This is a genomic window from Streptomyces fildesensis (assembly GCF_016107395.1).
Lineage (GTDB): Bacteria > Actinomycetota > Actinomycetes > Streptomycetales > Streptomycetaceae > Actinacidiphila > Actinacidiphila fildesensis.
Genome location: NZ_JAAIKO010000001.1, coordinates 594,048 through 618,666, shown reverse-complemented (window position 1 = coordinate 618,666; position 24,619 = coordinate 594,048). Strand labels below are relative to the sequence as shown.

Here is a 24,619-nt window from a genome sequence, read left to right as displayed (position 1 = left end):
CACCGGTCGGCCTACGGCTCGTTCACCGGCCGGCCCAGCAGCATCGACGGTGCGCCCGCCACGCGGGTGAGGAAGACCGTGACGGAGTGCGGGCCCTCCAGCTTCAGCTTCTTGCGCAGGTCCTCCGGCTCGATGGCGGAGCCGCGCTTCTTGATGACGGCGACGCCCACACCGCGCTGCCGCAGCAGCGCCTTCAGCTTCTTCAGGCCGAACGGCAGCACGTCGGTGATCTCGTACGCCGTCGCGAACGGTGTCGGGCGCAGCTCGTCGGCGGTGATGTACGCGATCGTCTCGTCGATCAGCCGGCCGCCGACCTGTTCCGCGACCTCGGCGACCAGGTGCGCGCGGATCACCGCGCCGTCCGGCTCGTGGAGGTACCGGCCGACCGGGCCGGCCGGCGGGTCGGGGAGCGGGGCGCCGGTCCACAGGGTGCCCGCGGACGGCAGCAGGGTCGCGCTCACCGAGCCGGGGTTCTTCCCGAACCACAGCACGGCCTCCTTCACATCACCGCGGTAGGAGATCCACTCCGCCCCGGCGTCGTCGGGTACGGCCTCGTGCGGGATGCCCGGCGCGACCTTCAGGGCCGCCACCGGCACCTCGCGGGCCGCCCCGATCGCCCAGGACAGCGACGGCGAGTACGACTCAGGGTCGAAGATCCGCCCACCCGTCGCCCGGCCACCACCCCTCACCGACTGGCTGCGCGAGACCCCTCCTGATCTGCCTCCCCTCCGGGCAGGATCCACGAAGACGGCGTCGTAGCCGCTGGTGGCGATCTCGGTCACATCGGCGCAGCGCACCTCGATGAGGTCGGCGAGGCCCAGCGACTCCGCGTTGGCCCGTGCGACCGCGCAGGTCAGCGGGTCCCGGTCGACCGCCAGCACCGCCACGCCGGCCCGGGCGAGCGCGATGGCGTCCCCGCCGATCCCGCAGCACAGATCGGCCAGCCGCCGTACGCCCAGCGCTGTGAAGCACTCCGCCCGGTACTCCGCCACCTCGGTGCGGGTGGCCTGTTCCACTCCGTCGGGGGTGAAGTACATCCGGTACGCGTCCGCCCCGAACTTCGCCTCCGCGCGCTGCCGCAGCCGGGCCTGGCCGAGCGCCGCCGACACCAGTTCCGCGGGGTGTTCACGCCGCAGCCGGGTCGCCTCCGCCAGTTCGCGGGCGGGGTCGTAGTCGCGCAGCGACCCCAGCAGGGCCTGCCCGGCGGGGGTCAGCAGGTAGGAGAACGCGTCAAGATCCACGCTTCGATTGTCCTCCAGTCCGGAGGCGTCCGGCACCGTTCCGGCGGCGCTCCGTTGGCACTCCGCTTGACCGAGTGCTAAAGCCGTCCTAGTCTCGGTGCTGGCACTCAGCACTGCCGAGTGCCAGCACAACAGCGACGGGCAGGTCCGGCACCCGCGACGACGGGCCTACCAGGTCGCCACCCAGACAGACACTCCCGTTAGCCCTTTGAAGGGGGAGGTCGGAACGTGACGACCGCCAGCAGCAAGGTTGCCATCAAGCCGCTCGAGGACCGCATCGTGGTCCAGGCGCTCGAGGCTGAGCAGACCACGGCCTCCGGCCTGGTCATCCCGGACACCGCCAAGGAGAAGCCCCAGGAGGGCGTCGTCCTGGCCGTGGGCCCGGGCCGCTTCGAGGACGGTAACCGTCTTCCGCTCGACGTTTCCGTCGGCGACGTCGTGCTGTACAGCAAGTACGGCGGCACCGAGGTGAAGTACAACGGCGAGGAGTACCTCGTCCTCTCGGCCCGCGACGTTCTCGCGGTCATCGAGAAGTAGGTCTGCTTCACCACTAGCAGCAGCCGTGACCTTCCCCGGGTATCCGTGTCTACTGACCCGGCGCCCGGGGTTTGGTCTTTGACGAGGAAAAGACGAGGTAGGACGCAGTGCCGAAGATCCTTAAGTTTGACGAGGACGCCCGTCGCGCCCTTGAGCGTGGCGTCAACAAGCTTGCCGACACCGTGAAGGTGACGATCGGTCCCAAGGGCCGCAACGTCGTCATCGACAAGAAGTTCGGCGCGCCGACCATCACCAACGACGGTGTCACCATCGCCCGTGAGGTCGAGCTCGACGACCCGTACGAGAACCTTGGCGCCCAGCTCGTGAAGGAGGTGGCGACCAAGACCAACGACATCGCGGGTGACGGCACCACCACCGCCACCGTGCTGGCCCAGGCACTGGTCCGCGAGGGCCTGCGCAACGTCGCCGCCGGCGCTTCCCCCGCCTCCCTGAAGAAGGGCATCGACGCCGCGGTCAAGGCTGTCTCCGAGGAGCTGCTGAAGACCGCCCGCGCGATCGAGGGCAAGGAAGACATCGCGGCCGTCGCCGGGCTGTCCGCCCAGGACAAGCAGGTCGGCGAGCTCATCGCCGAGGCGATGGACAAGGTCGGCAAGGACGGTGTCATCACCGTCGAAGAGTCCAACACCTTCGGCCTGGAGCTGGACTTCACCGAGGGCATGGCCTTCGACAAGGGCTACCTGTCGCCCTACTTCGTCAGCGACCAGGAGCGTATGGAGGCCGTCCTCGACGACCCGTACATCCTGATCCACCAGGGCAAGATCTCCTCGATCCAGGACCTGCTGCCGCTGCTGGAGAAGGTCATCCAGGCCGGCGCGTCCAAGCCCCTGCTGATCATCGCCGAGGACGTCGAGGGCGAGGCGCTCTCCACCCTCGTCGTCAACAAGATCCGCGGCACCTTCAACGCCGTCGCGGTGAAGGCCCCGGGCTTCGGTGACCGCCGCAAGGCCATGCTCGGCGACATCGCCACCCTCACCGGTGCGACCGTCATCGCCGAAGAGGTCGGCCTCAAGCTCGACCAGGCCGGTCTCGACCTGCTGGGCACCGCCCGCCGCGTGACCATCTCCAAGGACGACACCACCATCGTCGATGGTGCCGGTGACAAGGCCGAGATCGACGGCCGTGTCGGCCAGATCAAGGCCGAGATCGCCGCCACCGACTCCGACTGGGACCGCGAGAAGCTCCAGGAGCGCCTCGCGAAGCTCGCCGGCGGCGTCTGCGTCATCAAGGTCGGCGCGGCCACCGAGGTGGAGCTCAAGGAGAAGAAGCACCGTCTCGAGGACGCCATCTCGGCGACCCGCGCCGCGGTCGAGGAGGGCATCGTCTCCGGCGGTGGCTCCGCTCTCGTCCACGCCGTCAAGGTCCTTGAGGGCAACCTCGGCCTGTCCGGCGACGAGGCCACGGGTGTCGCGGTCGTCCGCCGCGCCGCCGTCGAGCCGCTTCGCTGGATCGCGGAGAACGCGGGCCTCGAGGGCTACGTCATCACCGCCAAGGTCGCGGAGCTGGAGGCCGGTCACGGCTTCAACGCCGCCACCAACGAGTACGGCGACCTCGTGAAGGCCGGCGTCATCGACCCGGTCAAGGTCACCCGCTCCGCGCTGGAGAACGCCGCTTCCATCGCGGCCCTGCTGCTCACGACCGAGACCCTGGTCGTCGAGAAGCCGGCCGAGGACGAGGGCGACGCCGGCCACGGCGGCCACGGCCACTCGCACTGACGTCGTAGCCGCGCTCTGTCGCACGAAGGCCCCTGCTCCCGCCGCCCGGCGGGAGCAGGGGCCTTTCGCCGTACCGGGCGCTAGTGAGGCATCTCGATCACGCCGAGCTTGGTCAGCAGGCCGAGCATGTCGTGGTTCCACCAGGCTTCCACGATCATCCCGTCCTGGAACCGGAAGACCGTCTGGCCGGTCATCCGGGCCTGCCGGTCGGTGGCCGGCATGCCGCGGAACTCCGCGACGTGCGTGGCGGTCCAGGTCCACCGGTTCGCCACGCGGTCCCCTTCGGCGAGCTGGTCGTCGATCGTGAACCGGAAGTCGAATCCCGCCCGGTATCCGGCGACTTCCTCGCGCAGGGCGGCGGTTCCCATGGTGGGCGTCTCGTTGTTGGGGTCGTGATCGCGGTAGTCGGCCGCGAAGATCTCCTCGATGGCGTCCAGATTGCCGTCATTGGCGATCTCTTCGAAGAACCGGCGGCAGGCCGCCTTGTTGAGCTGCTCGTCCCGGACCACGTCCAGGTCCGTGAACGTGGGCATCCCGTCGCAGAGCGCCACCATCTCCTGGAAGATCCGCTCCGTCTCCGGGAGCTGGGAATTCTTCATCGCCTCTTCGTACGACGGGAATTCCACGATCTCGACGTAGTGGGACGCGTCGGCGCGGTCCTTGCCGATGACGCTGTGGCTCGCGGTCCGCTTGCCCTTGGTCTGTTCGACCCAGCGGTCCATGAGCTGGTTCATGTCGTCGAACTGGTCGGTCTTGAAGTCGATGATCTGCGTGAAGTGCATGGCGTACCTCCCGAGCCGGGTGGGATACGTCCATTTTAGTGAGAAATGCGCCTTCCGCAGATACCGCCGGGCAGCGGCTACTGCGGCCCGTACTTGCGGCCCGTCCTGGAGGTGACCCCGCCGAGCAGGCCGCGCGGCGCCAGCTTCACCAGGCCCATCAGCGTCTTGTACCTCGGGTCCGGCACGGACAGCGTCTTCCCGCGGGCCAGGTCCTTGAGCGCCGTCGCGACCAGCTTGTCCGCGTCCAGCCACATCCAGCCCGGGATGTTGTCCGTCCCCATCCCGGCACGCTCATGGAATTCGGTCCGCACGAAGCCGGGGCAGAGCGCCATCAGCCGTACGCCGGTCCCCGCCAGATCCTTCGACGCGCCCTGCGTGAACTGCACGACCCACGCCTTGCTCGCCCCGTACGTCCCGCGCGGCACGAAGGCGGCGACCGACGCGACGTTCACCACGCCGCCACGTCCCCGCTCCCGCATGCCGTCCGCCGCCGCGCTCGTCAGCCGCAGCACCGCCTCGCAGTGCACCTTGAGCATGGTCAGCTCATCGGCCATCGAGACCTCGAGATAGCGCCCCTTGTTGCCGAACCCGGCGTTGTTGATGAGCAGATCCACCGCATCGGACCGGTCCGCGAGCCGTGACTCGACGGCCGCGATCCCGTCGTCCCGCGACAGGTCGGCGGAGAGCACCTCCGCCTCGATGCCGTGCCGATCGTGCAGTTCGGCCGCCTGCTTCCGCAGCCGCTCGGCGTCCCGGGCCACCAGCACCAGGTTGTGCCCATCGGCCGCCAGCCGGCGCGCGAAGGCGGCGCCGACCCCTGCCGTCGAGCCGGTGATCAGTGAAGTCGTCATGCCATGAAGTTAGCCGAGCCGCTTGCGGATCGATTCCGCGTACGACCTGTTGATCAGGTCGATCGCCACCAGCGTCCGCGGCAGCAGCTCCGACTCCGTCGTCATCGCCCGGAACAGGAACTCGACGGTCACCTCGTGATCGGGTCGCGACAGCACGGTGATCCCGTCACCCGCCCGCACCGAACCCGGCTCGACGACCCGCAGAAAGGCACCGGGCCTGCGGTCCTGGGTGAAGCGCTTGACCCACCCCTTCTCGTCCAACCACCCGGCGAAGGTGCGGCACGGTATCCGCGGCGAGGTCACCTCCAGCACCACCTCACCGACGCGCCAGCGCTCCCCGATCACCGCGGAGTTGACCTCCACCCCGGCCGTCGTGAAGTTCTCCCCGAACACCCCGCTGGGCAGCTCCCGCCCGAGCACCCGCTCCCACCGGTCCAGGTCCTCCCGCGCGAACGCGTACACGGCCTGGTCGTCCCCGCCGTGGAACCGCCGGTCGATGATGTCGTCCCCCGCCAGCCCGCTGCCCGCCACTCCCTGCGGCCCGGGGTCGGCCACCGCCACCGGGCCGTCGACGGGCCGTTTGTCGATCCCGGTCGTCCCACGATCCGAGTAGCCGACGGCCATCAGGCGGCCGATATTGAGTGACAGGAGTCGCGACATGCAAAGCACCTTACGTTCGCGGCCCCCGTCCGGCGACCCTCCTGCGGATCCGCTCGAGATCCCCGGCGGGCAGCGCGTCCGCGACGACCAGCCGCGGCAGCAGCTCCGGCTCTCCGGTCAGCGCCCGGAACGCCAGCGCGACCGTCACCTCGTGCTCCGGCCGCCCGACGACCTCCACCGCGTCCCCCGCGCAGATCTCGCCCGCCGTGACCACCCGCAGATACGCCCCGGGCACCGCGGCCGCGGTGAACCGCTTGAGCCATCCCGGCCGGTCCAGCCAGCCCTCGAACGTCACACACGGAATCCGCGGACACGACACCTCCAGCACCACCCCGGCCCCCACCCGCCACCGCTCCCCGATGAGCGCGCCGTTCACATCCACCCCGGATGTCGTGAGGTTCTCCCCGAACACCCCGTTGGGCAGCTTCCGCCCGAGCTCGCCCTCCCACCCGTCGAGGTCCTCCCGTGCGTAGGCGTACACGGCCTGATCGTTCCCACCGTGATGCTTCACGTCATGGACGCGGTCCCCGGCGAGCCCCACGGCCCCGGTGCCTTTCGCCCCGGGCGCCGCCACGGCCACCGGGCCGGTCACGGGACGCTTGTCGATGCCGGTCGCGGCGATTCCCTTCCAGGGATTGGCCTGCGGCCGGCCCACATTGACAGATAGCAGCAGCATGCTTCGACGATAGGCGTCGGGGGCGCGGGTACGTCAGCCCTCGCCCCGCCGTTGCGCCACACGCCTGCCGGCGGGGTGCGGGTACGTCGGCGCCTGTCCCGCCGTTGCGCCTGCGGCGGGCTTTCTCCACCCCCCGCCCCTTGCTCGTATGGGCGGATGCGCGTCGGCACCCGTCCGCAGACTCGGCGCGCAGGCGCAAGGGACCCGAGGGCGGTGTTCCCGCCCACGACCCGCACAGACGGGCTGTGACGTGAGGCCCCCGACTCCGTCACCCCGCCCGCAGAACGCCCAACACCCGCTCCACATCCGCAGACCCGTTGTACAGATGAAACGCGAACCGCAGATTCCCCGCCCGCGCCGCCAACTCCACCCCCGCCTCCTCCAACCGCCCCGCCACCCAACCCGGCAACCCCGGAACCGACACGATCGCCGACCCACCCTCCCCGATCGCCGGGAACCCCAACTCCGCCATCCCGTCCCGGAACGCCGTAGCCAGCGACACGTCATGCGCGTGGATCGCCTCCACCCCCGCCTCCTCGATCAGCGCCAGCGACTCCGCCACCGCCACGAACCCCAGATACGCCGGCGACGCGTCGAACTGCCGCGCCGTCGTCGCCAGTCGGGCGATCGGGCCGTAGCACTCCGCCCAGGGGTCGTCCCCCGCGTACCAGCCGGCGAACGCGGGGGAGAGGCCGTCCTCGGTGCCGGGGCGGACGGTGAGGAAGGAGACGCCGTGCGCGCCGAGGAGCCACTTGAAGGAGCCGCAGACGAGGTAGTCGTAGTCGTCGGCGCGCAGGGGGAGCCAGCCGGCCGCCTGGGTGGCGTCGACGAGGGTGCGGGCGCCGTGCGCGGCGGCCGCGGCGCGGATCGCCGGGAGGTCGGCGACGCGGCCGTCGGCCGACTGGACGGCGCTGACGGCGACGAGCGCCGTCCCCGGCCGCACCTCGGCCGCCAGGCCGGCCAGCGGGACGGAGCGCAGGGCCAGGTCACCGCGGCCGGCGAACGGGTTCACCAGGGAGCTGAAGTCGCCGTCGGCGACGAGCACTTCGGAGCCCGCCGGCAGCGCCGCGGCGATCTTGCCGACGCTCGTGGAGACGGTCGAGCCGATGGCGACCCGGTCGACGGAGGTGGACAGCAGCCGGGCGAACGACGCGCGGGCGGCGCCGACGGCGGCCTCGTACCGGTCGAGGGGCGGCCGCCCGGCGGCCCAGTCGTCGATGGCGGTACGCAGGGCTTCGGCCGTCCGGGTGGGCGGCAGCCCCATGGTGGCGGTGTTCAGGTACGTGATGCCCGGCGCGATCGAGGAGAACGCGCCGCCGGCCGGCCCGGAGTTCGGTAGGGAGTCCATGCCTCCTGAGCCTGCCGCGCCCCGCTCTCAAAGTCCACGACCAATAACTTCGAAGTATCCCCAAGTATCGCTTATGGTTGAAGTATGATCGAGGCACGTCATCTCAGGGTGCTCCGCGCCGTGGCCAGGACCGGTTCGTTCTCCGCCGCCGCCCGGGAGCTGGGCTGTACCCAGCCCGCAGTCAGTCAGCAGATGAAGGCCCTGGAGCTGTCCGCCGGGACCACCCTGCTGATCAGGACCGGCCGGGAGATGCGGCTGACGGAGGCCGGCGAGGCGCTGGTCCGGCACGCGGCCGGGATCCTGGCGGGCCTGACGGCCGCCGAGGAGGAGGTCGCGGCCATCGCGGGGCTGCGCGCCGGACGGGTGCGGCTGTCGTCGTTCCCGTCGGGCAGCTCGACGCTGGTGCCCACCGCGGTCGCGGGGATGCGCGCCGCGCACCCCGGCACGAAGATCTCGCTGGTGGAGGCGGAGCCGCCGAAGTCGGTGGAGATGCTCCGTGCGGGGGACTGCGACATCACGCTGGCGTTCCGCTACGTGGATCTGCCGACCGCTGCGGAGGAGCAGTGGGACGACCTGGTCGTCCGGCCGCTGCTGACCGACCGGCTGGTCGGCCTGGTGCCCGCCGGGCACCGGCTCGCGGCCGGGGACCGGCCGGTGCGCATCGAGGAGCTGGCGGAGGAGGAGTGGATCGCGGGCTGCCCGCGCTGCCGCCGCCATCTGGTGGAGGTGTGCGAGCGCGCGGGCTTCACCCCGCGCATCGACTTCGCGACGGACGACTATCCGGCGGTGGTGGGCCTGGTCGCGGCCGGGCTCGGGGTGGCGGTGCTGCCGGAGCTGGCGCTGGAGGCGGTGCGCCCCAAGGGCGTCGCGGTGCTGGAGGTGCTTCCGGCCGTGCAGCGTGAGGTGGTGGCCCTCACACTGCCCGACCTGGCCCATGTGCCGGCCGTGGACATGATGCTCGGCCGCCTCGCGCGGGCGGGCCTGCGGTAGGTCAGGGCGTCACACCCGCCCGGGCCTGGCAGGCACGGCTGTGCCCGTAGCCGCGCGGACGAGTGCGGAAGCCGGCCACAGGCGACGAAGCCGCGCGCCGGAGGCGCCGACGTCGCGCACGGGACGTGCCGAACCCGCGCGGGACGCGCATACGCGCCGAAGAAACGATTCTTCAGTTCGTCGGCTGCATGGTGAGCAGCCGGTGCCGCGAGCGGCCCATCATCTCTTCGCGCTCATCCTCCGTCAGCCCGCCCCACACTCCGTAGGGCTCCCGTACGGCCAGCGCGTGCGTCGCGCACTCCGCGCGTACCGGGCACCGCATGCAGACCTCCTTGGCGGAGGCCTCGCGGGCGCTTCGGGCGGCGCCGCGCTCGCCTTCTGGGTGGAAGAACAGGGAGCTGTCGACGCCGCGGCAAGCCGCGACGAGCTGCCAGTCCCATAGATCGGCGTTCGGGCCCGGAAGGCGGGAGAAGTCTGCCATTGCTCATCCCCTCGAAGGGTGTGTTGAGGAGCCAGGGTCCTGTCCGGTCGCTGCCCGGACCGTCCGAGTCCGGTCGCTGCCGGCTGGACACGCTCCAGGTGCTCTCGACCGTACATCTACTGTCTAAGTAGATGTAAATATGACTCATCACAAATTTAGCCGCGAACACCGTGCAATGCGCCAAAGAGCATCCAAATAGTGCAAACTCCGACATAAGACCCGTTCGGCGGGATGCATGTCCGGCAAGTGGGCGCGCGAAGTGCTTCCGGGCCCGATCCCAGTGCGCCCTCTGGACCTGCGATGCGGCTGATCCGTATTCGTTCCCTCACGTAGAGTGCTGGCTACGGCAGCCAAACTCCGTAACTCTTTCGAGTGAGGGTCGTTGAGAGTGCGGAAGTGGTTGGCGGACGAACGATTCGGGCAGGTGCCCGACGCCGTCAGCCCCAACGGTGAAGTTTCGTACAGCCTGGAGGCTCAACGTGACGCGGTTCAGCTGCGGAGGGCGGGCATGACTTCCGTCCTCGTCTGTGACGACTCCCCGCTCGCCCGAGAGGCCCTGCGCCGCGCGGTCGCGACCGTGCCCGGCGTCGAGCGTGTAACGACCGCGGCCAACGGCGAGGAAGTCCTCCGCCGCTGGGGCGCCGACCGCTCGGACCTCATTCTCATGGATGTCCGGATGCCCGGCCTCGGCGGTGTCGAGACCGTGCGCCGGCTGCTCTCGGCGGACCCGGGCGCCCGCATCATCATGCTCACCGTCGCCGAGGACCTGGACGGCGTGGCGCTCGCCGTCGCGGCCGGTGCCCGGGGGTACCTGCACAAGGACGCCTCGCGCGCCGAACTGCGGGCCACCGTCACCCAGGCGCTCGCCGACCCGACCTGGCGGCTGGCCCCGCGCCGGCTGCGCTCCGCCGAGATGGGCGCCGCGCCGACCCTGACCGCGCGCGAGATCCAGGTGCTCGAGGGCATGAGCCATGGACGGTCCAACGCCGAGATCGGCCGCGAGCTGTTCCTCTCCGAGGACACCGTCAAGACGCACGCCCGGCGGCTGTTCAAGAAACTCGGTGCGTCGGACCGGGCCCACGCCGTGGCGCTCGGGTTCCGCTGGGGCCTGGTCCGCTAGGCCGTGTCTGACAAATCCCGCCTGGCCCGGGACGCCTGGTACGCACGCTCGCTGCGTTGTCGGGCTCATCCACGTACCCCGGTACGAGGACGACCCTCCGCCTTGCGATCGCACGCACCAGACGCCCCGGGCCCCGCCCTTCGGGCGGACGCCGCTATTTGTCAGACCCGGCCTAGGAACCAGGGCCATGGGCGGTGGGCTTACGGGTGGAGCCGCCCCGCTCGTACCGGTTTCCCGAGCGAGGACGCATGCTTGACGTATGGACTTCCTCGGGGATCGGCGGGCGGGGCAGCGGGGGGACGCCGTGAAGGCGGCCGACGCCCCCGCGCATAACGCTTCGGTGCACAAGGACTCACGCGATGCGGCAGAACGTCCTGCGGCCATGCACCATGGACCGATGCGAGACGAGGCCAACGGCGACAACGCAGCCTTCGGCGCCCTCGTCCGCCGTGCGGTCGATGGTGACGAGCAGGCGACCCATGATCTGCTGGCCCTGGTGCACCCGCTGGCCGAGCGGTATTGCCGCGGCCGTTTGTCCCGGTTGCCCGGTGATGCTCGTCACTTCGTGGACGACCTCGCCCAGGAGGTCTGCCTCGCCGTGCTGTGCGCGCTGCCGCGCTATCGCGACCAGGGGCGGCCGTTCGAGGCATTCGTCTTCGCCATCGCCGCCCACAAGGTCGCGGATCTGCAGCGGGCCGCCATGCGCGGCCCGGGCAGCACCGCCGTGCCCTCCGACGAGATGCCGGAGAAGCCGGACGACTCGCTCGGCCCCGAGGAGCGCGCACTGCTCAGCAGCGACGCGGCCTGGGCCAAGAAGCTGCTCGCCAACCTTCCCGAGCACCAGCGGGAACTGGTGCTGCTGCGGGTCGCGGTCGGCCTCAGCGCCGAGGAGACCGGGCAGGTGCTGGGGATGTCGCCCGGAGCCGTCCGGGTCGCCCAGCACCGTGCCCTCAGCAGGCTGCGCGCCATCGCGGAGGAGTCCGCGGAGGCGTCGACCGGCGGCGATCCCCGAGGTCTCAGCGCGTAGGACCTGTCCCAGCGCCGGTGGTGCTCCCCGGGGTCCCGGCTTCGGCGCCGGGAATGCCCGCGGAGTCCACTAGCATTGAACAACTCGCCGGGCAAGACCATTGGGAAGGTGTCATGACTCTGAACGCCGCAGGGGTACCCGAGAAATTCGCGATGCTCGGCCTCACGTACGACGACGTGCTGCTGCTGCCGGGCGCCTCCGAGGTGCTCCCGAACCAGGTCGACACCGCCTCCCGGATCTCCCGCAACGTCCGGGTCAACATCCCGCTGCTGTCCGCCGCCATGGACAAGGTCACCGAGGCGCGGATGGCCATCGCCATGGCGCGGCAGGGCGGCGTGGGCGTGCTGCACCGCAACCTGTCCATCGAGGACCAGGTCAACCAGGTCGACCTCGTGAAGCGCTCCGAGTCCGGCATGGTCACCGACCCGATCACCGTGCACCCGGACGCGACGCTCGCCGAGGCGGACGCGCTCTGTGCCAAGTTCCGCATCAGCGGTGTCCCGGTCACCGACGCCGCGGGCAAGCTGCTCGGCATCGTCACCAACCGCGACATGGCCTTCGAGAGCGACCGCTCGCGCCAGGTGCGCGAGGTCATGACGCCGATGCCGCTGGTCACCGGCAAGGTCGGCATCTCCGGCGTGGACGCGATCGGCCTGCTGCGCCGCCACAAGATCGAGAAGCTTCCGCTGGTCGACGACGAGGGCCGGCTCAAGGGCCTGATCACCGTCAAGGACTTCGTCAAGGCCGAGAAGTACCCGCTCGCCGCCAAGGACGCCGAGGGCCGGCTGCTGGTCGGCGCGGCCGTCGGCGCCAGCCCGGAGGCGCTGGAGCGCGCCCAGGGCCTGGTCGCGGCCGGTGTGGACTTCCTGATCGTGGACACCTCGCACGGGCACAACAGCAACGCGCTGAGCTGGATCTCCAAGATCAAGTCGAGCGTCTCGGTGGATGTCATCGGCGGCAACATCGCCACCCGTGACGGTGCCCAGGCCCTGATCGACGCGGGCGCCGACGGCGTCAAGGTCGGCGTCGGCCCCGGCTCCATCTGCACCACCCGCGTGGTCGCCGGCATCGGCGTCCCGCAGGTCACCGCGATCTACGAGGCGGCGGTGGCCTGCCAGGCCGCGGGCGTCCCGGTCATCGGCGACGGCGGCCTGCAGTACTCCGGCGACATCGGCAAGGCCCTCGCGGCCGGCGCCGACACCGTGATGCTCGGCAGCCTGCTGGCCGGCTGTGAGGAGAGCCCCGGCGAGCTGCTCTTCATCAACGGCAAGCAGTTCAAGTCGTACCGCGGCATGGGTTCGCTCGGCGCGATGCAGTCCCGCGGCCAGGGCATGTCGTACTCCAAGGACCGCTACTTCCAGGCCGAGGTCTCCTCGGACGACAAGCTGGTCCCCGAGGGCATCGAGGGCCAGGTCCCGTACCGCGGCCCGCTCTCCGCGGTGCTGCACCAGCTGGTCGGCGGTCTGCGCCAGACCATGGGCTACGTGGGCGCCGCCAGCATCGACGAGATGGCGACCAAGGGGCGCTTCGTGCGGATCACCTCCGCCGGCCTCAAGGAGTCCCACCCGCACGACATCCAGATGACCGTCGAGGCGCCGAACTATCACGGGCGCTGACCTGCGGGAGAACGTCAGCGGAAGCCCGCAGACCGATGGTCTGCGGGCTTCCGCTTGCCCGCTCGGGGATACTGGGCGGGTAGACCAGCGAAGAAGGGCCAACAGTGACTGAGATCGAGATCGGGCGGGGCAAGCGCGGCCGCAGGGCGTACGCATTCGACGACATCGCCGTCGTCCCCAGCCGCCGCACCCGGGACCCGAAGGAGGTCTCGATCGCCTGGCAGATCGACGCCTACCGCTTCGAGCTCCCCTTCCTCGCCGCCCCGATGGACTCCGTGGTCTCGCCCGAGACCGCGATCCGCATCGGAAACCTGGGCGGCCTGGGCGTGCTCAACCTCGAGGGTCTGTGGACCCGGTACGACGACCCGGAGCCGCTGCTCGCCGAGATCGCCGAACTGGACGAGACGGCCGCGACCGCCCGCCTCCAGGAGATCTACTCGGCGCCGATCCGGGAAGAGCTGATCGGGCAGCGCATCAAGGAGGTGCGTGACGCCGGTGTCGTGACCGCCGCCGCGCTCTCCCCGCAGCGCACCGCGCAGTTCTCCAAGGCCGTCGTGGACGCGGGCGTGGACATCTTCGTGATCCGCGGCACCACCGTGTCGGCCGAGCATGTCTCGGGCTCGCACGAGCCGCTCAACCTGAAGCAGTTCATCTACGAGCTGGACGTGCCGGTCATCGTCGGCGGCTGCGCCACGTACACCGCGGCGCTGCACCTGATGCGGACCGGCGCCGCCGGTGTGCTGGTCGGCTTCGGCGGCGGCGCCGCGCACACCACGCGCGCCGTGCTCGGCATCCAGGTGCCGATGGCGACCGCGGTCGCCGATGTCGCGGCCGCCCGCCGCGACTACATGGACGAGTCCGGCGGCCGGTACGTGCACGTCATCGCGGACGGCGGCTTCGGCTCCAGCGGCGACCTGCCGAAGGCGGTCGCCTGCGGCGCCGACGCCGTGATGATGGGCTCCCCGCTGGCCCGCGCCACGGACGCGCCGGGGCGCGGCTTCCACTGGGGCATGGAGGCGGTCAACCCGGAGCTGCCGCGCGGCAAGCGCATGAACCTCGGCACCGCCGGCACCACCGAGGAGATCCTGCTCGGTCCGTCGCACGCGCCGAACGGGTCGATGAACTTCTTCGGGGCGCTGCGCCGTTCGATGGCCACGACGGGTTACTCGGACCTGAAGGAGTTCCAGCGGGTCGAGGTGACGGTGTCGCCTGCGCATCGTCGCTGACGCGCTGACGTTGTGACGCGCTGACGTTGTGACGTGAAGGGGCCCGGATCGCTGTGGTGCAGCGGTCCGGGCCCCTTTGCGTTTGTGGTGCGGTCGGGGGACGGGGCCTCCGGGGCGGGGCTTCGAAATCGACTATTTAGGGCCTGGCGGCCCTCAAATAGCTCGGCAGCATTTCGAAACCCCACCCCTGCGGCCCCGTCCCCCTCACGTCCAAGCGTGCCTGTGCGGGAGGGGAGGGGGACGGTCCCGGCCCCCTCACGTCACCACATCCTGTGCGGGAGGGTGAGGGGGGACGGTCCCGGCCCCCTTGCGTCACATCTGCTGCTGCGGGCTGCGTCAGCTCGCTACGCGCTTGGCGATGACGAAGCCCTCGAGGCCGGCGATGCCGAAGAACAGGATGTCCATGCCGCCGAGGGACTCCTTCCAGGCCTGCTGCACGATGTCGTAGTGATCCGTGAGGATCGTCATGACGCCGGGGGCGCCCGGGGAGTCGGCGAGCAGCAGGGTGATGCCGAAGACCTGGCCGAGGTAGACGCCGAGCAGGGCGAGCGGGATGCCGATGACCGGCAGGACCGGGTTGCGGCCGCCGACCTTGCCGAGTGCGGCACCGACCAGCGCGCCGACACCCAGGGCCGCGTAGCCGATCTCGTGCTCGGTCACCTTGATGAGCCCGCCGTACGCCAGGGCGCCGACGATCATCGCGAGGATGCCGACGAGGATGCCGAGGCCCACGTTGTTGGTGGCCGGCGGCAGCGGGGCGGGCGGCGGGTAGCCGCCGAAGCCGCCCGGCTGCTGCGGCTGCTGGCCGAACGGGTTGCCGCCCTGCGGCGGGACGACGCCCGGCTGCTGGCCGTAGGGGTTGCCGCCCTGCGGCGGCTGCGGCGGTGGGTACGACTGGCTCATGGTGGGGTCCCCCGGGGATGGAAGGTTTGCATCGCACAGAAGTGTGGCGTGCGAACAATGGCCCCGAAGGCTAGCAGCCGGATATGACAGTGCGACAAGACGTTTCAGCGGGCCGTTACGCGACCGCTACCGGTCCGCTACAAGCGGGCCGCGGCTCCTACCGGGGTGGCGCCGCGGGTGTCGAGGAGCAACTGGGCCTTGACGGCGAGGCCTTGGAGATCGTAGGTGCGGTGATGCTGCAGCAGGAGGGTCAGATCGGCGTCGGCGGCGGCTTCCCAGAGGGAGTCGGCGCGGGGGATGGGGCGGTCCAGGACGCGCCATTCGGGGACGTACGGGTCGTGGTAGCAGATCTGGGCGCCCAGTTCGATGAGGCGGGAGCCGATCTCGCGGGCGGGGGCGTTCTCCTGGTCGGCCAGATCGGCCTTGTACGTGACGCCGAGCAGCAGGACGCGGGCGCCGCGCAGTGACTTGCCGTGCTCGTTCAGCAGGGCGGCCGCGCGCTGGACGACGTAGCGCGGCATCCGCCCGTTGACCTCCTGGGCCAGTTCGACGATGCGCAGCGGGTAGCCGGGGGTGCGGGCCCGGGTGGCGACGTAGTTGGGGTCGAGGGCGACGCCCGGTCCGCCGACGCCGGGGCCGGGGCGGAAGGCCTGGAAGCCGAACGGCTTGGTCTCGGCGCAGCGGATGACGTCCCACAGGTCGACGCCGACGTCGTGGCAGAAGACCGCCATCTCGTTGGCGAAGGCGATGTTGACGTGCCGGTAGTTGGTCTCCAGCAGCTTGACGGTCTCGGCCTCGCGCAGCCCGCGGGCGCGGACGACGCGTTCGACGAAGCGCCCGTAGAACGCGGCGGCGGCCTCGGTGCAGGCGGAGGTGTAACCGCCGATGACCTTGGGGGTGTTGGGGATGTGGTGGTCGCGGCTGCCGGGGTCGACGCGGCTGGGGGAGTAGGCGAGATGGAAGTCGCGGCCGGCCCGCAGGCCGGACTCCTCCAGGATCGGGAGGAGGAATTCCTCGGTGGTGCCGGGGTAGGCGGTGGATTCGAGCACCACGGTGGTGTGCGCCCGCAGATGCGTGGCGAGCGCCCGTGCGGCGGCCGCCACGGCGCTGAGGTCGAGGGCGCGGTCGGCGCCGAGCGGGGTCGGGGCGCAGATCACGGCGGTCCTGACCCGGCCGAGCACGGAGGGGTCGGAGGTGGCGCGGAATCCGGTGGCGAGCATCCGGCGGATGTCGGCGGCGGCGAGGGAGCCGGCCGGTACGCGGCCGGCGTTGATGTCCGCGGCGGTGTTCTCGTCGGCGTCGTATCCGATGACGCCGATTCCGGCGGCGGCTGCCGCTTGGGCGAGGAGGATCCCGGCGCGGCCGAGTCCGATGACGGCGAGGTCTGCGGGCATGGGGGTCAGTCCTCTCCCTAGCAGCCACGAATGGCTTCAAAACAGGCTAACCAGACATAAGGCTGATATGACCGCACGGCGCGCCGGTACTGCGGGGTACTCGTCCACGGATCCGGCGCCGGTCCGGGGGCGCCCGGGCGTGCAAAGGTGGCTGTCGGCCCCTGTGGCGGTCACTATCGAGTGACGGGGCGCACGCACCTGCTCCACAACAGGAGGCACGAATGCGGACGACAACACTGGGCCCGGCCGAGCGCGAGGCGGCACTCGCCCGGATGGCGGACGAGGAGCTCGACATCCTGGTCGTGGGCGGCGGCGTCGTCGGGGCCGGTACGGCGCTCGACGCGGCGACCCGCGGGCTGTCGACCGGCCTGGTCGAGGCGCGGGACTGGGCGTCCGGCACCTCCAGCCGCTCCAGCAAGCTGATCCACGGCGGTCTGCGCTATCTGGAGATGCTCGACTTCGCCCTGGTGCGTGAGGCGCTCAAGGAGCGCGGCCTGCTGCTGGAGCGGCTCGCACCGCACCTGGTGAAGCCGGTGCCGTTCCTGTACCCGCTGCAGCACAAGGGCTGGGAGCGGTTCTACGCCGGCTCGGGCGTCGCCCTGTACGACGCCATGTCGTTCTCGTCGGGCCACGGCCGCGGGCTGCCCGTGCACCGCCATCTGACACGTAAGCACGCGCTGCGGGTCGCCCCCGCCCTCAAGAAGGACGCCCTGGTCGGCGCGTTGCAGTACTACGACGCCCAGATGGACGACGCGCGCTACGTCACGACGCTGGTCAGGACCGCCTCGGCGTACGGCGCCCAGGTCGCCAACCGGGCGCGGGTGGTCGGCTTCCTGCGGGAGGGCGAACGCGTGGTCGGCGCCCGGGTGCAGGACGTGGAGGGCGGCCGCGAGTACCAGGTGCGGGCCAAGCAGGTCGTGAACGCGACCGGGGTCTGGACGGACGACACCCAGGCGCTGATCGGCGAGCGCGGACAGTTCCACGTCAGGGCGTCCAAGGGGATCCACCTGGTCGTGCCGAAGGACCGCATCCACTCCTCGTCCGGGCTGATCCTGCGGACCGAGAAGAGCGTGCTCTTCGTGATTCCGTGGGGACGGCACTGGATCATCGGCACCACCGACACGGACTGGGACCTCGACAAGGCGCACCCGGCCGCGTCCAGCGCCGATATCGACTATCTGCTCGAACACGTCAACTCGGTGCTCTCCGTCCCGCTGACCAGGGACGACGTCCAGGGTGTGTACGCCGGGCTGCGGCCGCTGCTGGCCGGTGAGTCGGACGCGACGAGCAAGCTCTCACGCGAGCACACCGTGGCGCACCCGCTGCCGGGGCTGGTCGTCGTCGCGGGCGGCAAGTACACGACGTACCGGGTGATGGCGAAGGACGCGGTGGACGAGGCCGTCCACGGGCTCGACCACCGGGTCGCGGAGTGCATCACCGAGGAGGTGCCGCTGGTCGGCGCCGAGGGCTACCACGCGCTGTGGAACGCCCGGGCCCGGCTCGCGGCCCGTACGGGGCTGCACGTCGCCCGGATCGAGCACCTGCTCAACCGGTACGGCGCGCTCGCCGAGGAGGTCCTGCAGCTCATCGTGGAGGATCCGTCGCTGGGCGACGCGCTGCCCGCCGCCGAGGACTATCTGCGGGCCGAGATCGTGTACGCGGCGTCGCACGAGAGCGCCCGGCACCTCGACGACGTGCTGACCCGCAGAACCCGTATCTCGATCGAGACGTTCGACCGCGGCACCCTCAGCGCCCGCGAGGCCGCCGAGCTCATGGCGCCCGTCCTGGGCTGGGACAAGGAGCAGATCGAGAAGGAGGTCGAGCACTACCAGAAGCGCGTCGAGGCGGAGCGCGAGTCGCAGCGGCAGCCCGACGACACGACCGCGGACGCGGCACGGCTGGGCGCGCCGGATATCGTGCCTCTCTAGGGACCAACGGGGGAGCAGAGGGGCGCATGGTGTCTGATCACGCGGAGGCGGGGCGACTCGTCGCCGGCCGGTACCGGCTCGTGGAGCGGATAGGCCGCGGGGGCATGGGCACGGTCTGGCGCGCGGAGGACGAACTGCTCGGCCGCCAGGTCGCGGTCAAGAAGCTGCACCCCCCGCAGCCCCATCTGCACGAGGACGAACTGGCCACCATCTTCGAGCGCACCCGCCGGGAGGCCCGCGCCGCCGCCCGGATCAGCCACCCGAACGTCATCGTCGTGCACGACGTGGTGGACGACGAGGGCCTGCCGTCCATCGTCATGGAGTACGTACCGTCCATGACGCTGGGCGAAGCGCTGAAGAAGCACGGCGCGCTGCCGCCCGTGGAGGCCGCGCGGATCGGCCGCGGCATGGTCGCCGCACTGCGGGCCGCGCACCGCGCCGGGGTGCTGCACCGCGACGTGAAGCCGGGCAACGTCCTGCTCGGCGGGGACGGCCGGGTGGTGCTGACCGACTTCGGCATCGCCCAGGCGTCCGGCACCTCGACGCTCACCCGCACCGGCGAGCTGATCGGCTCCATCGACTTCCTGTCGCCGGAACGCATCAAGGGCCAGTCGCCCGGCCCGGAGGCCGACCTGTGGGCGCTGGGTGCGACGCTCTATCAGGCGGTGGAGGGGAACTCGCCGTTCCGCCGGGACACCGCGATCGAGACCGCGTACGCCATCTCCGAGGACCCGGTGCTGCCCGCCGCCAACGCAGGGCCGCTGGAACACGTCATCGCCGGGCTGCTCGCCAAGGATCCGCGCGAGCGGATGTCGGCGGAGGAGGCCGAACGGCTGCTGCGGCTGCCGGCGGCCGAGGCGGACACCACGCGCTTCGAGCGCGGCGGCACCGCGTCGACCACCGTCCCGCCCGCCGGGTCCGGATCCGCCCGGCCGGCCGAACCCGCCCGCCCCACCGCCCAGGTGACGGTCGGCCACGGCGCCGAGCCGGTCCCCGACGCCTCCACGGCCGGCCCCGGTGGCACGCCAACCGCCGCTCCCCGGCCGCGGCGCCGGGCCCGGTGGGTCGTCGCGGTGCTCACCGCCGCCGCCGTCGCGGGCGGCGGGACCGCGGCCTTCGCGTACTTCCGGGACGACGGCGGCAGTCCCACCGCGTCCAAGAAGCACACCGCGCCGCCGGTGACCACGACGCTCAGCCCCTCGACGTCCACGACCGCGGAGCCGCCGCCGCTCCCGAAGAACTACCGGCTGGCCACCGAGGCCGCCAAGGGCTTCACCGTGCCGGTGCCGAAGGGCTGGCGGCGCTCGGTGGCGGACGGTGAGGTCAACTACATCGATCCCACCGGGCTCGTGGGGCTCAAGTTCAGCGTCCTGGACTACGCCGGTCCCGACCACCTCGCGCACTTCAAGTCCCTGGAGACCAAGGTGCGCGACACCCTGGCCGGCTATCACCAGGAGCGCATGCAGCCGACGACCGTATTCGGACAGAACGCCGCTATTTGGCAGTTCACGTTCAAAGGCAGTAAACGCGACTATCGGGCCATAGATCTGGGATTCGGCAAGGAAGGCGAACGCGAGTTCGCCATCTACCTTTCCGCTCCCAAGTCCCAATGGGACGAGTACAAGCCGGTGTTCGACAACGCCGTGGCCGGTTTCCGGCCGTCCGCGCAGTAAGCCGGGTTCGCTTCCGAGGCCTCCGGTCGGCGATGATGGGACCCACATCACCAGTGACCGCAGGGGAATTCATGGGCCAGGCGCAAGGCACCGACGGACGTCTCCTCGCCGACCGGTACCGGCTCGGCGAGGTCCTCGGCAAGGGCGGCATGGGAACGGTCTGGCGCGCGGAGGACGAAACCCTCGGCCGGACCGTCGCCGTCAAGGAGTTGCGCTTCCCCGGAAATGTCGACGAGGACGAGAAGCGCCGGCTGGTCACCCGGACCCTGCGCGAGGCCAAGGCCACCGCGCGGATCCGCGGCACCGGCGCGGTCACCGTGTTCGATGTCGTCGAGGAGGACGACCGGCCGTGGATCGTCATGGAACTGGTCGAGGGCCGCTCGCTGTCCGACGCCATCCGTGAGGACGGCCCGCTGACGCCCAAGCGCGCCGCCGAGGTGGCCCTGGTCGTGCTCGACGTGCTGAAGGCCGCGCACAAGGAGGGCATCCTCCACCGCGACGTCAAGCCGTCCAACGTCCTCATCGCCGACGACGGCCGCGTGGTGCTCAGCGACTTCGGCATCGCGCAGATCGACGGCGACCCCTCCGTCACCTCGACCGGCATGCTCGTCGGCGCCCCCTCGTACATCTCGCCGGAGCGCGCCCGCGGCCAGAAGCCGGGCCCGCCGGCGGACCTGTGGTCGCTCGGCGCCCTGCTCTACGCATCGGTCGAGGGCCGCCCGCCCTACGACAAGGGCTCGGCCATCGCCACCCTGACCGCCGTCATGACCGAGCCGGTCGGCCCCATGGAGAACGCGGGCGCGCTCGCGGACGCCATCCACGGCCTGCTCATCAAGGACCCGGCGGAGCGCCTGGACGACGCGGGCGTCCGCACCCTGCTCACCCGCGTCGCCCACGCGCCGCAGCACCCGGCCGGTCCGGCGCTCGACGCGGGGGCCTCCGCGACCCGCACCATCGCGCTGCCCCCGGACCCGCAGCCCACCCCGACCGACGCACCGCCCGCCACCCGTAAGGCCGCCGCCGACCAGGCCCGGGTCCGCAACGCGCTGCGCTCGGTGCGCGGCGCCGCCACGGCCGCCGGTACCGCCACCGCAGCCAAGGCGACAAAGGCGGCGAAGGCGGCGAAGGCAGCGAAGCCGAGACCGGCGGCCGAGCCGGGGGAGCCCGGCACCAAGCCGAAGGCGCCGCGCGCGCCGATCACCGACGTCGTACCGCGCCGGGTGCTGCTCATCGCCCTCGTCGCCGTCGCCCTCGCCGTCATCGGCACCGCGATCGGCTTCGCACTGGCCAACGGCGGGGACGGCGACAACGCGCCCGACTCCAAGCCGGGTTCCGCGTCCTCCGCCCCGGGCAAGACGGGCGACGGCAAGACGGCGCCGACCACCCCGAAGGGGAGCACCGGCGGCACCGGACAGCAGCCGTCGACCAACCCGGGCGCGGCGACGAGCGCGGGCACCACGGCCGGCACGAGCGCGGGTACCACCGCGGGCACGGGCGGCGCGAACCCGCCGGCGGGCACGGACAACAAGGTGCCGGCCGGCTACAACGTCGTGACCGCGGGCCACTTCTCCATCGCGCTGCCCGCGGGCTGGAAGAAGACCGGCAGCGCGGGCGCCGACAGCTTCATATTCAGCGCCGACGGCGGTTTCCCGCGCGTGCAGATCGACTTCACCGACGAGCCGGGCAACAACGCGGCGGCCGACTGGTTCGCGCACGAGTCCGCGGTGGCTTCCGCCAGCAGCGGCTACCACCGGGTGTCGATCGGCAACGTCGCCTTCAACGGCTACCCCAGCGCCGCCGACTGGGACTTCCTGCGGACCGAGAAGGGCGGCCTCAAGGGCCGGGTCCTGAACCGCGGGTTCGTCGTCAACGATCACCAGGGCTTCGCCATCATGTTCTCCGCGCCCGCCGACCAGTGGGACACCCCCGCCATCGTGCAGATGCGCCAGACGTTCTTCGCCACCTTCAAGCCGTCCAACTGATCTGCGCAGAGCGGGTCACGGGGCATGCCTCCGGCACGTATCGTGAAAGCTCGCGGACTGTCCGCAGCCAGATTCCATCCGGACCGGACCGGATCTGACGCTTTTGGGGAGGCGTCGTGGACGAATACGCGGGTCGCGTACTCGCCGACCGCTACCGCCTGCCCCGGCCACCCGCGGACGAGTACGAACTGGTCGAAACGCGCGCCTTCGACACGTACAGCGGCCAGGAGGTCCTGGTCCGCCAGGTGCTGCTGCCGGAGATCGTCAGCGCGGAACTGATGGGGCCGGGGCCGTACGGTGACCAGCCGGGCCACGGCCAGGACCGCACGAGCGACAGCGCGCAGCGCGCGCTGGACGCCGCGCGGGCCGCCGCCGCGATACCCGATCACCCGCGCCTGGTGCAGGTCTTCGACATCTTCGTCGAGGACGGCAGCCTCTGGATCGCCAGCGAGCTCGTCAACGCCCGGCCGCTCGCGTCGTTACTCGTCGACAAGCGGCTCGGCCACTACCGCGCCGCCGAGGTCGCCTCGGACGTGCTGGTGGCGCTGCGCGTCCTGCACGCCTACGGCTGGACCCACCGCAACGTCACCGCCAGCACCGTCCTGGTCTGCGACGACGGCCGCGCCATGCTGTCCGGCCTGGCGGCCGGTGCCGCGCAGGAGGCGCTCTGCGGCTACGACCCGGTCCCGGCCGAGGTGATGGCCGGCGGGAACGGCGCCGGCTGGGGCGGACCCGACTCCGCGCTGGAGCAGGAGCGGGCCCGGCAGGCCCGCATCACCGTCGTCGGCCCGGTCACCGAGCGCTGGGCACCGGAACAGGCCACCCCCGTCCATGAGAACTGGCAGCTGGCGCCGCCCGTCGGCCCCGCGGCCGACCTGTGGGCGCTGGGCTCGCTGCTCTTCCGCAGCGTCCAGGGCCACCCGCCGTTCCCCGAGGAGAGCACCCCGGAGCTCGTCCAGCTGGTCTGCGCGGAACCGCCCGCCTTCGCCGAGGAGAGCGGACCGCTGCGGCCCATCGTCGAGTCGCTGCTGCGCCCCGATCCCGAGGAGCGCCCGGACTTCGACGAACTGGAGGGCTGGCTGCGCTCCTTGATCCGGTCCGCGCCCGAACCCGACCTGGGCCTGCGGACGGTGCCGGTCCCGACGGATCCCCGCAAGCTGCCGATCGTCCGGCGCCGGGGCGAGCTGGTCCGCCGCCGCAGGTCCGCGGCGGCCGCGGCCGCCTCCGCCGAGGGGCTGTCCGGGACGACCCACCGGCGCCATGCGCGGGCGAAGCAGGAGCGGTCCGCCCGGCAGGTGAACCAGGCGCAGCCGACCCGGACGAAGGGGCCGCAGCAGAAGACGTCGAAGGAACGGGCCCCGCGCAGCCTGGGCGCGCGGCTGCTCATCCTCGTGCTGCTCCTGCTGGTCGCGGTGGTGGCGTACGCGCTGGTGATGATGCCGCACAACACCACCGACGACGGCAGCCAGGCCGGTGCGACGACCCGGACCGTCCCGGCGCAGATGCCGGGCTCCGGCTCGGACGGCAAGACCGGCAGCAAGGCGCCGACCACCGCACCGACGTCCGCGAAGCCGCCGCCCAGCACCCGGCCCCCGGCGACGAGCGCCCCGCCGGCCACCGATCTCGGCGGCGACTTCGTGCTGCGCACGGACGACGCGGGCTTCACGGTCGCCGTGCACACCGGCTGGCAGCGGCAGGGCAAGAACGCCCAGGACCAGATCCGGTACACCGGCGGTGACTTCCAGCTGATCGTGGTCCCCGGCCGCGACGCGGCGTCCGACGCGGGCAGCGACCCGATGGCGTACCAGTCGAACGAACCCGAACTGGCCCCGTTCCGCGCCTCGCAATGGGCCTCGGCCGGCGCGCTCCGGACGCTCGACGTGGGCGGATCGCCCGCGGCGGAGGGCGAGTACAGCTGGCGCGACGGCAGCGGCCACCAGGTCTACGCCCGCAATCTCGCGCTGCTCCAGGACGGCAAGTACCACCTGGTCCTGGTGATCGGCCCGGACGACCAGCGGGCCGACGTCCAGCGGATCTTCGACAAGGCCGCCGAGACGTACCGCCCGGCGGGCTGAACGTGCAGGAGTTCGACTCGGGTCAGGTGGAGCAGCTGCTGGCCGGGGCGCGGTTCGTCGACGATCCTGCCGAGCGGGTCTGTCCCGCGTGCGGGCAGCAGGCGGTGCGCACGTATGTCGACCGCCGGGGAGCGCCGGCGCGGCCGGTGCTGATCACCTACAGCTGGTGTGCCTCCTGCCGCCGGCACAAGGGGTGGACCGGGCCGGATCTCGGGGACCTCGGCTTCGACGATCCGCTCCAGGAGCTGTCCGCGACGGAGCGGGACGCCCTGTCGCGGGATTTCGACGCGTTTCTGCGCAGGCTGGACGCGTTGTGGGAGGAAGGCCGGCTGCCGCAGCGGTTCCGTTGACCTGTCGGTCCGCGGACAAGGCCGCG

21 protein-coding genes are annotated in these 24,619 nt (G+C 71.4%); 12 read left to right on the top strand and 9 right to left on the bottom strand.

Translation table 11 applies throughout. The annotated features are described in order from the left end of the window. Window positions 1-11 precede the first annotated feature (11 nt). Window positions 12-1,241 carry a THUMP-like domain-containing protein gene (locus C6N31_RS02690; RefSeq protein ID WP_138352938.1) on the bottom strand — a complete coding sequence of 410 codons (1,230 nt, stop codon included), beginning with the start codon at window positions 1,239-1,241 and terminating at the stop codon, window positions 12-14. A 228-nt stretch (window positions 1,242-1,469) separates the two neighbouring features. Between C6N31_RS02690 and groES the strand changes: the two genes are divergently transcribed. Together groES and groL are read left to right on the top strand one after the other, a co-directional pair. Next, the gene (groES, locus tag C6N31_RS02685; protein WP_138352939.1) at window positions 1,470-1,778 is read left to right on the top strand and encodes a co-chaperone GroES; all 309 of its coding nucleotides are present in this window, start codon (window positions 1,470-1,472) and stop codon (window positions 1,776-1,778) included. A 107-nt stretch (window positions 1,779-1,885) separates the two neighbouring features. Continuing rightward, a complete protein-coding gene (gene groL, locus C6N31_RS02680) occupies window positions 1,886-3,511 on the top strand; it encodes a chaperonin GroEL (protein ID WP_138352940.1) in 1,626 nt (541 codons plus the stop codon). Window positions 3,512-3,591: 80 nt separating this feature from the next. Here groL and C6N31_RS02675 read toward each other — a convergent pair whose 3' ends face one another. From C6N31_RS02675 to C6N31_RS02655, 5 genes are all read right to left on the bottom strand, one after another. Further along, entirely contained in the window at window positions 3,592-4,293 is a 702-nt protein-coding gene (locus tag C6N31_RS02675; protein ID WP_138352941.1) for an ester cyclase, read from the bottom strand. 77 nt (window positions 4,294-4,370) lie between these two features. Next, window positions 4,371-5,144 carry an SDR family NAD(P)-dependent oxidoreductase gene (locus C6N31_RS02670; protein ID WP_198357080.1) on the bottom strand — a complete coding sequence of 258 codons (774 nt, stop codon included), beginning with the start codon at window positions 5,142-5,144 and terminating at the stop codon, window positions 4,371-4,373. A gap of 9 nt (window positions 5,145-5,153) precedes the next feature. Continuing rightward, the gene (locus C6N31_RS02665; RefSeq protein WP_138352943.1) at window positions 5,154-5,804 is read right to left on the bottom strand and encodes an MOSC domain-containing protein; all 651 of its coding nucleotides are present in this window, start codon (window positions 5,802-5,804) and stop codon (window positions 5,154-5,156) included. Window positions 5,805-5,814: 10 nt separating this feature from the next. Then, entirely contained in the window at window positions 5,815-6,480 is a 666-nt protein-coding gene (locus C6N31_RS02660; RefSeq protein ID WP_198357079.1) for an MOSC domain-containing protein, read from the bottom strand. A 268-nt stretch (window positions 6,481-6,748) separates the two neighbouring features. Continuing rightward, window positions 6,749-7,828, bottom strand: coding sequence for an aminotransferase class V-fold PLP-dependent enzyme (locus tag C6N31_RS02655; protein WP_198357078.1), 1,080 nt, complete (start codon window positions 7,826-7,828; stop codon window positions 6,749-6,751). Between the two features lie 84 nt (window positions 7,829-7,912). Here C6N31_RS02655 and C6N31_RS02650 point away from each other — a divergent pair, with 84 nt between their 5' ends. Then, window positions 7,913-8,818 (top strand): LysR family transcriptional regulator, encoded by a 906-nt coding sequence (locus C6N31_RS02650; RefSeq protein WP_198357077.1) that lies wholly within the window; start codon window positions 7,913-7,915, stop codon window positions 8,816-8,818. A 172-nt stretch (window positions 8,819-8,990) separates the two neighbouring features. Here the strand turns inward: C6N31_RS02650 and C6N31_RS02645 are convergent, their stop codons facing one another. Next, entirely contained in the window at window positions 8,991-9,299 is a 309-nt protein-coding gene (locus tag C6N31_RS02645; protein ID WP_138352947.1) for a WhiB family transcriptional regulator, read from the bottom strand. Window positions 9,300-9,807: 508 nt separating this feature from the next. Here C6N31_RS02645 and C6N31_RS02640 point away from each other — a divergent pair. The 4 genes from C6N31_RS02640 (at window position 9,808) to C6N31_RS02625 (ending at window position 14,288) form a co-directional block, all read left to right on the top strand. Further along, window positions 9,808-10,419 (top strand): response regulator transcription factor, encoded by a 612-nt coding sequence (locus tag C6N31_RS02640; RefSeq protein ID WP_003948568.1) that lies wholly within the window; start codon window positions 9,808-9,810, stop codon window positions 10,417-10,419. 397 nt (window positions 10,420-10,816) lie between these two features. After that, window positions 10,817-11,446 carry a sigma-70 family RNA polymerase sigma factor gene (locus C6N31_RS02635; RefSeq protein ID WP_232484674.1) on the top strand — a complete coding sequence of 210 codons (630 nt, stop codon included), beginning with the start codon at window positions 10,817-10,819 and terminating at the stop codon, window positions 11,444-11,446. A gap of 113 nt (window positions 11,447-11,559) precedes the next feature. Then, the gene (gene guaB / locus C6N31_RS02630; protein ID WP_138352949.1) at window positions 11,560-13,062 is read left to right on the top strand and encodes an IMP dehydrogenase; all 1,503 of its coding nucleotides are present in this window, start codon (window positions 11,560-11,562) and stop codon (window positions 13,060-13,062) included. 104 nt (window positions 13,063-13,166) lie between these two features. After that, window positions 13,167-14,288: a GuaB3 family IMP dehydrogenase-related protein gene (locus C6N31_RS02625; RefSeq protein ID WP_138352950.1), complete on the top strand. Its 1,122-nt coding sequence runs from the start codon at window positions 13,167-13,169 to the stop codon at window positions 14,286-14,288. Window positions 14,289-14,624: 336 nt separating this feature from the next. On the opposite strand, the gene C6N31_RS02620 is transcribed toward C6N31_RS02625, so the two are convergent. Together C6N31_RS02620 and C6N31_RS02615 are read right to left on the bottom strand one after the other, a co-directional pair. Further along, complete coding sequence (locus tag C6N31_RS02620; protein WP_138352951.1) at window positions 14,625-15,191, bottom strand: hypothetical protein; 567 nt, start codon at window positions 15,189-15,191, stop codon at window positions 14,625-14,627. Window positions 15,192-15,328: 137 nt separating this feature from the next. After that, entirely contained in the window at window positions 15,329-16,585 is a 1,257-nt protein-coding gene (locus tag C6N31_RS02615) for a nucleotide sugar dehydrogenase (protein ID WP_138352952.1), read from the bottom strand. 221 nt (window positions 16,586-16,806) lie between these two features. Here C6N31_RS02615 and C6N31_RS02610 point away from each other — a divergent pair, with 221 nt between their 5' ends. The 5 genes from C6N31_RS02610 to C6N31_RS02590 all read left to right on the top strand — a co-directional run bounded on the left by C6N31_RS02610 (window position 16,807) and on the right by C6N31_RS02590 (window position 24,593). Then, entirely contained in the window at window positions 16,807-18,513 is a 1,707-nt protein-coding gene (locus C6N31_RS02610; protein WP_138352953.1) for a glycerol-3-phosphate dehydrogenase/oxidase, read from the top strand. 26 nt (window positions 18,514-18,539) lie between these two features. Then, window positions 18,540-20,186, top strand: a complete 1,647-nt coding sequence (locus C6N31_RS02605) for a serine/threonine-protein kinase (RefSeq protein ID WP_198357076.1) — start codon at window positions 18,540-18,542, stop codon at window positions 20,184-20,186. A 71-nt stretch (window positions 20,187-20,257) separates the two neighbouring features. Then, window positions 20,258-22,168, top strand: a complete 1,911-nt coding sequence (locus C6N31_RS02600) for a serine/threonine-protein kinase (RefSeq protein WP_198357075.1) — start codon at window positions 20,258-20,260, stop codon at window positions 22,166-22,168. Window positions 22,169-22,284: 116 nt separating this feature from the next. After that, a complete protein-coding gene (locus C6N31_RS02595) occupies window positions 22,285-24,243 on the top strand; it encodes a serine/threonine-protein kinase (protein ID WP_138352956.1) in 1,959 nt (652 codons plus the stop codon). 2 nt (window positions 24,244-24,245) lie between these two features. Further along, window positions 24,246-24,593, top strand: a complete 348-nt coding sequence (locus C6N31_RS02590; protein ID WP_138352957.1) for a hypothetical protein — start codon at window positions 24,246-24,248, stop codon at window positions 24,591-24,593. Window positions 24,594-24,619: the final 26 nt, after the last annotated feature.

Bases quoted from the DNA above. Each gene is read 5' to 3' on its own strand.
- C6N31_RS02605 (WP_198357076.1), top strand. From the start codon at position 18,540: ATGGTGTCTGATCACGCGGAGGCGGGGCGACTCGTCGCCGGCCGGTAC.
- C6N31_RS02600 (WP_198357075.1), top strand. From the start codon at position 20,258: ATGGGCCAGGCGCAAGGCACCGACGGACGTCTCCTCGCCGACCGGTAC.
- C6N31_RS02615 (WP_138352952.1), bottom strand. From the start codon at position 16,585: ATGCCCGCAGACCTCGCCGTCATCGGACTCGGCCGCGCCGGGATCCTC.
- C6N31_RS02645 (WP_138352947.1), bottom strand. From the start codon at position 9,299: ATGGCAGACTTCTCCCGCCTTCCGGGCCCGAACGCCGATCTATGGGAC.
- C6N31_RS02635 (WP_232484674.1), top strand. From the start codon at position 10,817: ATGCGAGACGAGGCCAACGGCGACAACGCAGCCTTCGGCGCCCTCGTC.
- C6N31_RS02660 (WP_198357079.1), bottom strand. From the start codon at position 6,480: ATGCTGCTGCTATCTGTCAATGTGGGCCGGCCGCAGGCCAATCCCTGG.
- C6N31_RS02610 (WP_138352953.1), top strand. From the start codon at position 16,807: ATGCGGACGACAACACTGGGCCCGGCCGAGCGCGAGGCGGCACTCGCC.
- C6N31_RS02670 (WP_198357080.1), bottom strand. From the start codon at position 5,144: ATGACGACTTCACTGATCACCGGCTCGACGGCAGGGGTCGGCGCCGCC.
- guaB (WP_138352949.1), top strand. From the start codon at position 11,560: ATGACTCTGAACGCCGCAGGGGTACCCGAGAAATTCGCGATGCTCGGC.
- C6N31_RS02665 (WP_138352943.1), bottom strand. From the start codon at position 5,804: ATGTCGCGACTCCTGTCACTCAATATCGGCCGCCTGATGGCCGTCGGC.
- C6N31_RS02655 (WP_198357078.1), bottom strand. From the start codon at position 7,828: ATGGACTCCCTACCGAACTCCGGGCCGGCCGGCGGCGCGTTCTCCTCG.
- C6N31_RS02675 (WP_138352941.1), bottom strand. From the start codon at position 4,293: ATGCACTTCACGCAGATCATCGACTTCAAGACCGACCAGTTCGACGAC.
- C6N31_RS02650 (WP_198357077.1), top strand. From the start codon at position 7,913: ATGATCGAGGCACGTCATCTCAGGGTGCTCCGCGCCGTGGCCAGGACC.
- C6N31_RS02640 (WP_003948568.1), top strand. From the start codon at position 9,808: ATGACTTCCGTCCTCGTCTGTGACGACTCCCCGCTCGCCCGAGAGGCC.
- C6N31_RS02620 (WP_138352951.1), bottom strand. From the start codon at position 15,191: ATGAGCCAGTCGTACCCACCGCCGCAGCCGCCGCAGGGCGGCAACCCC.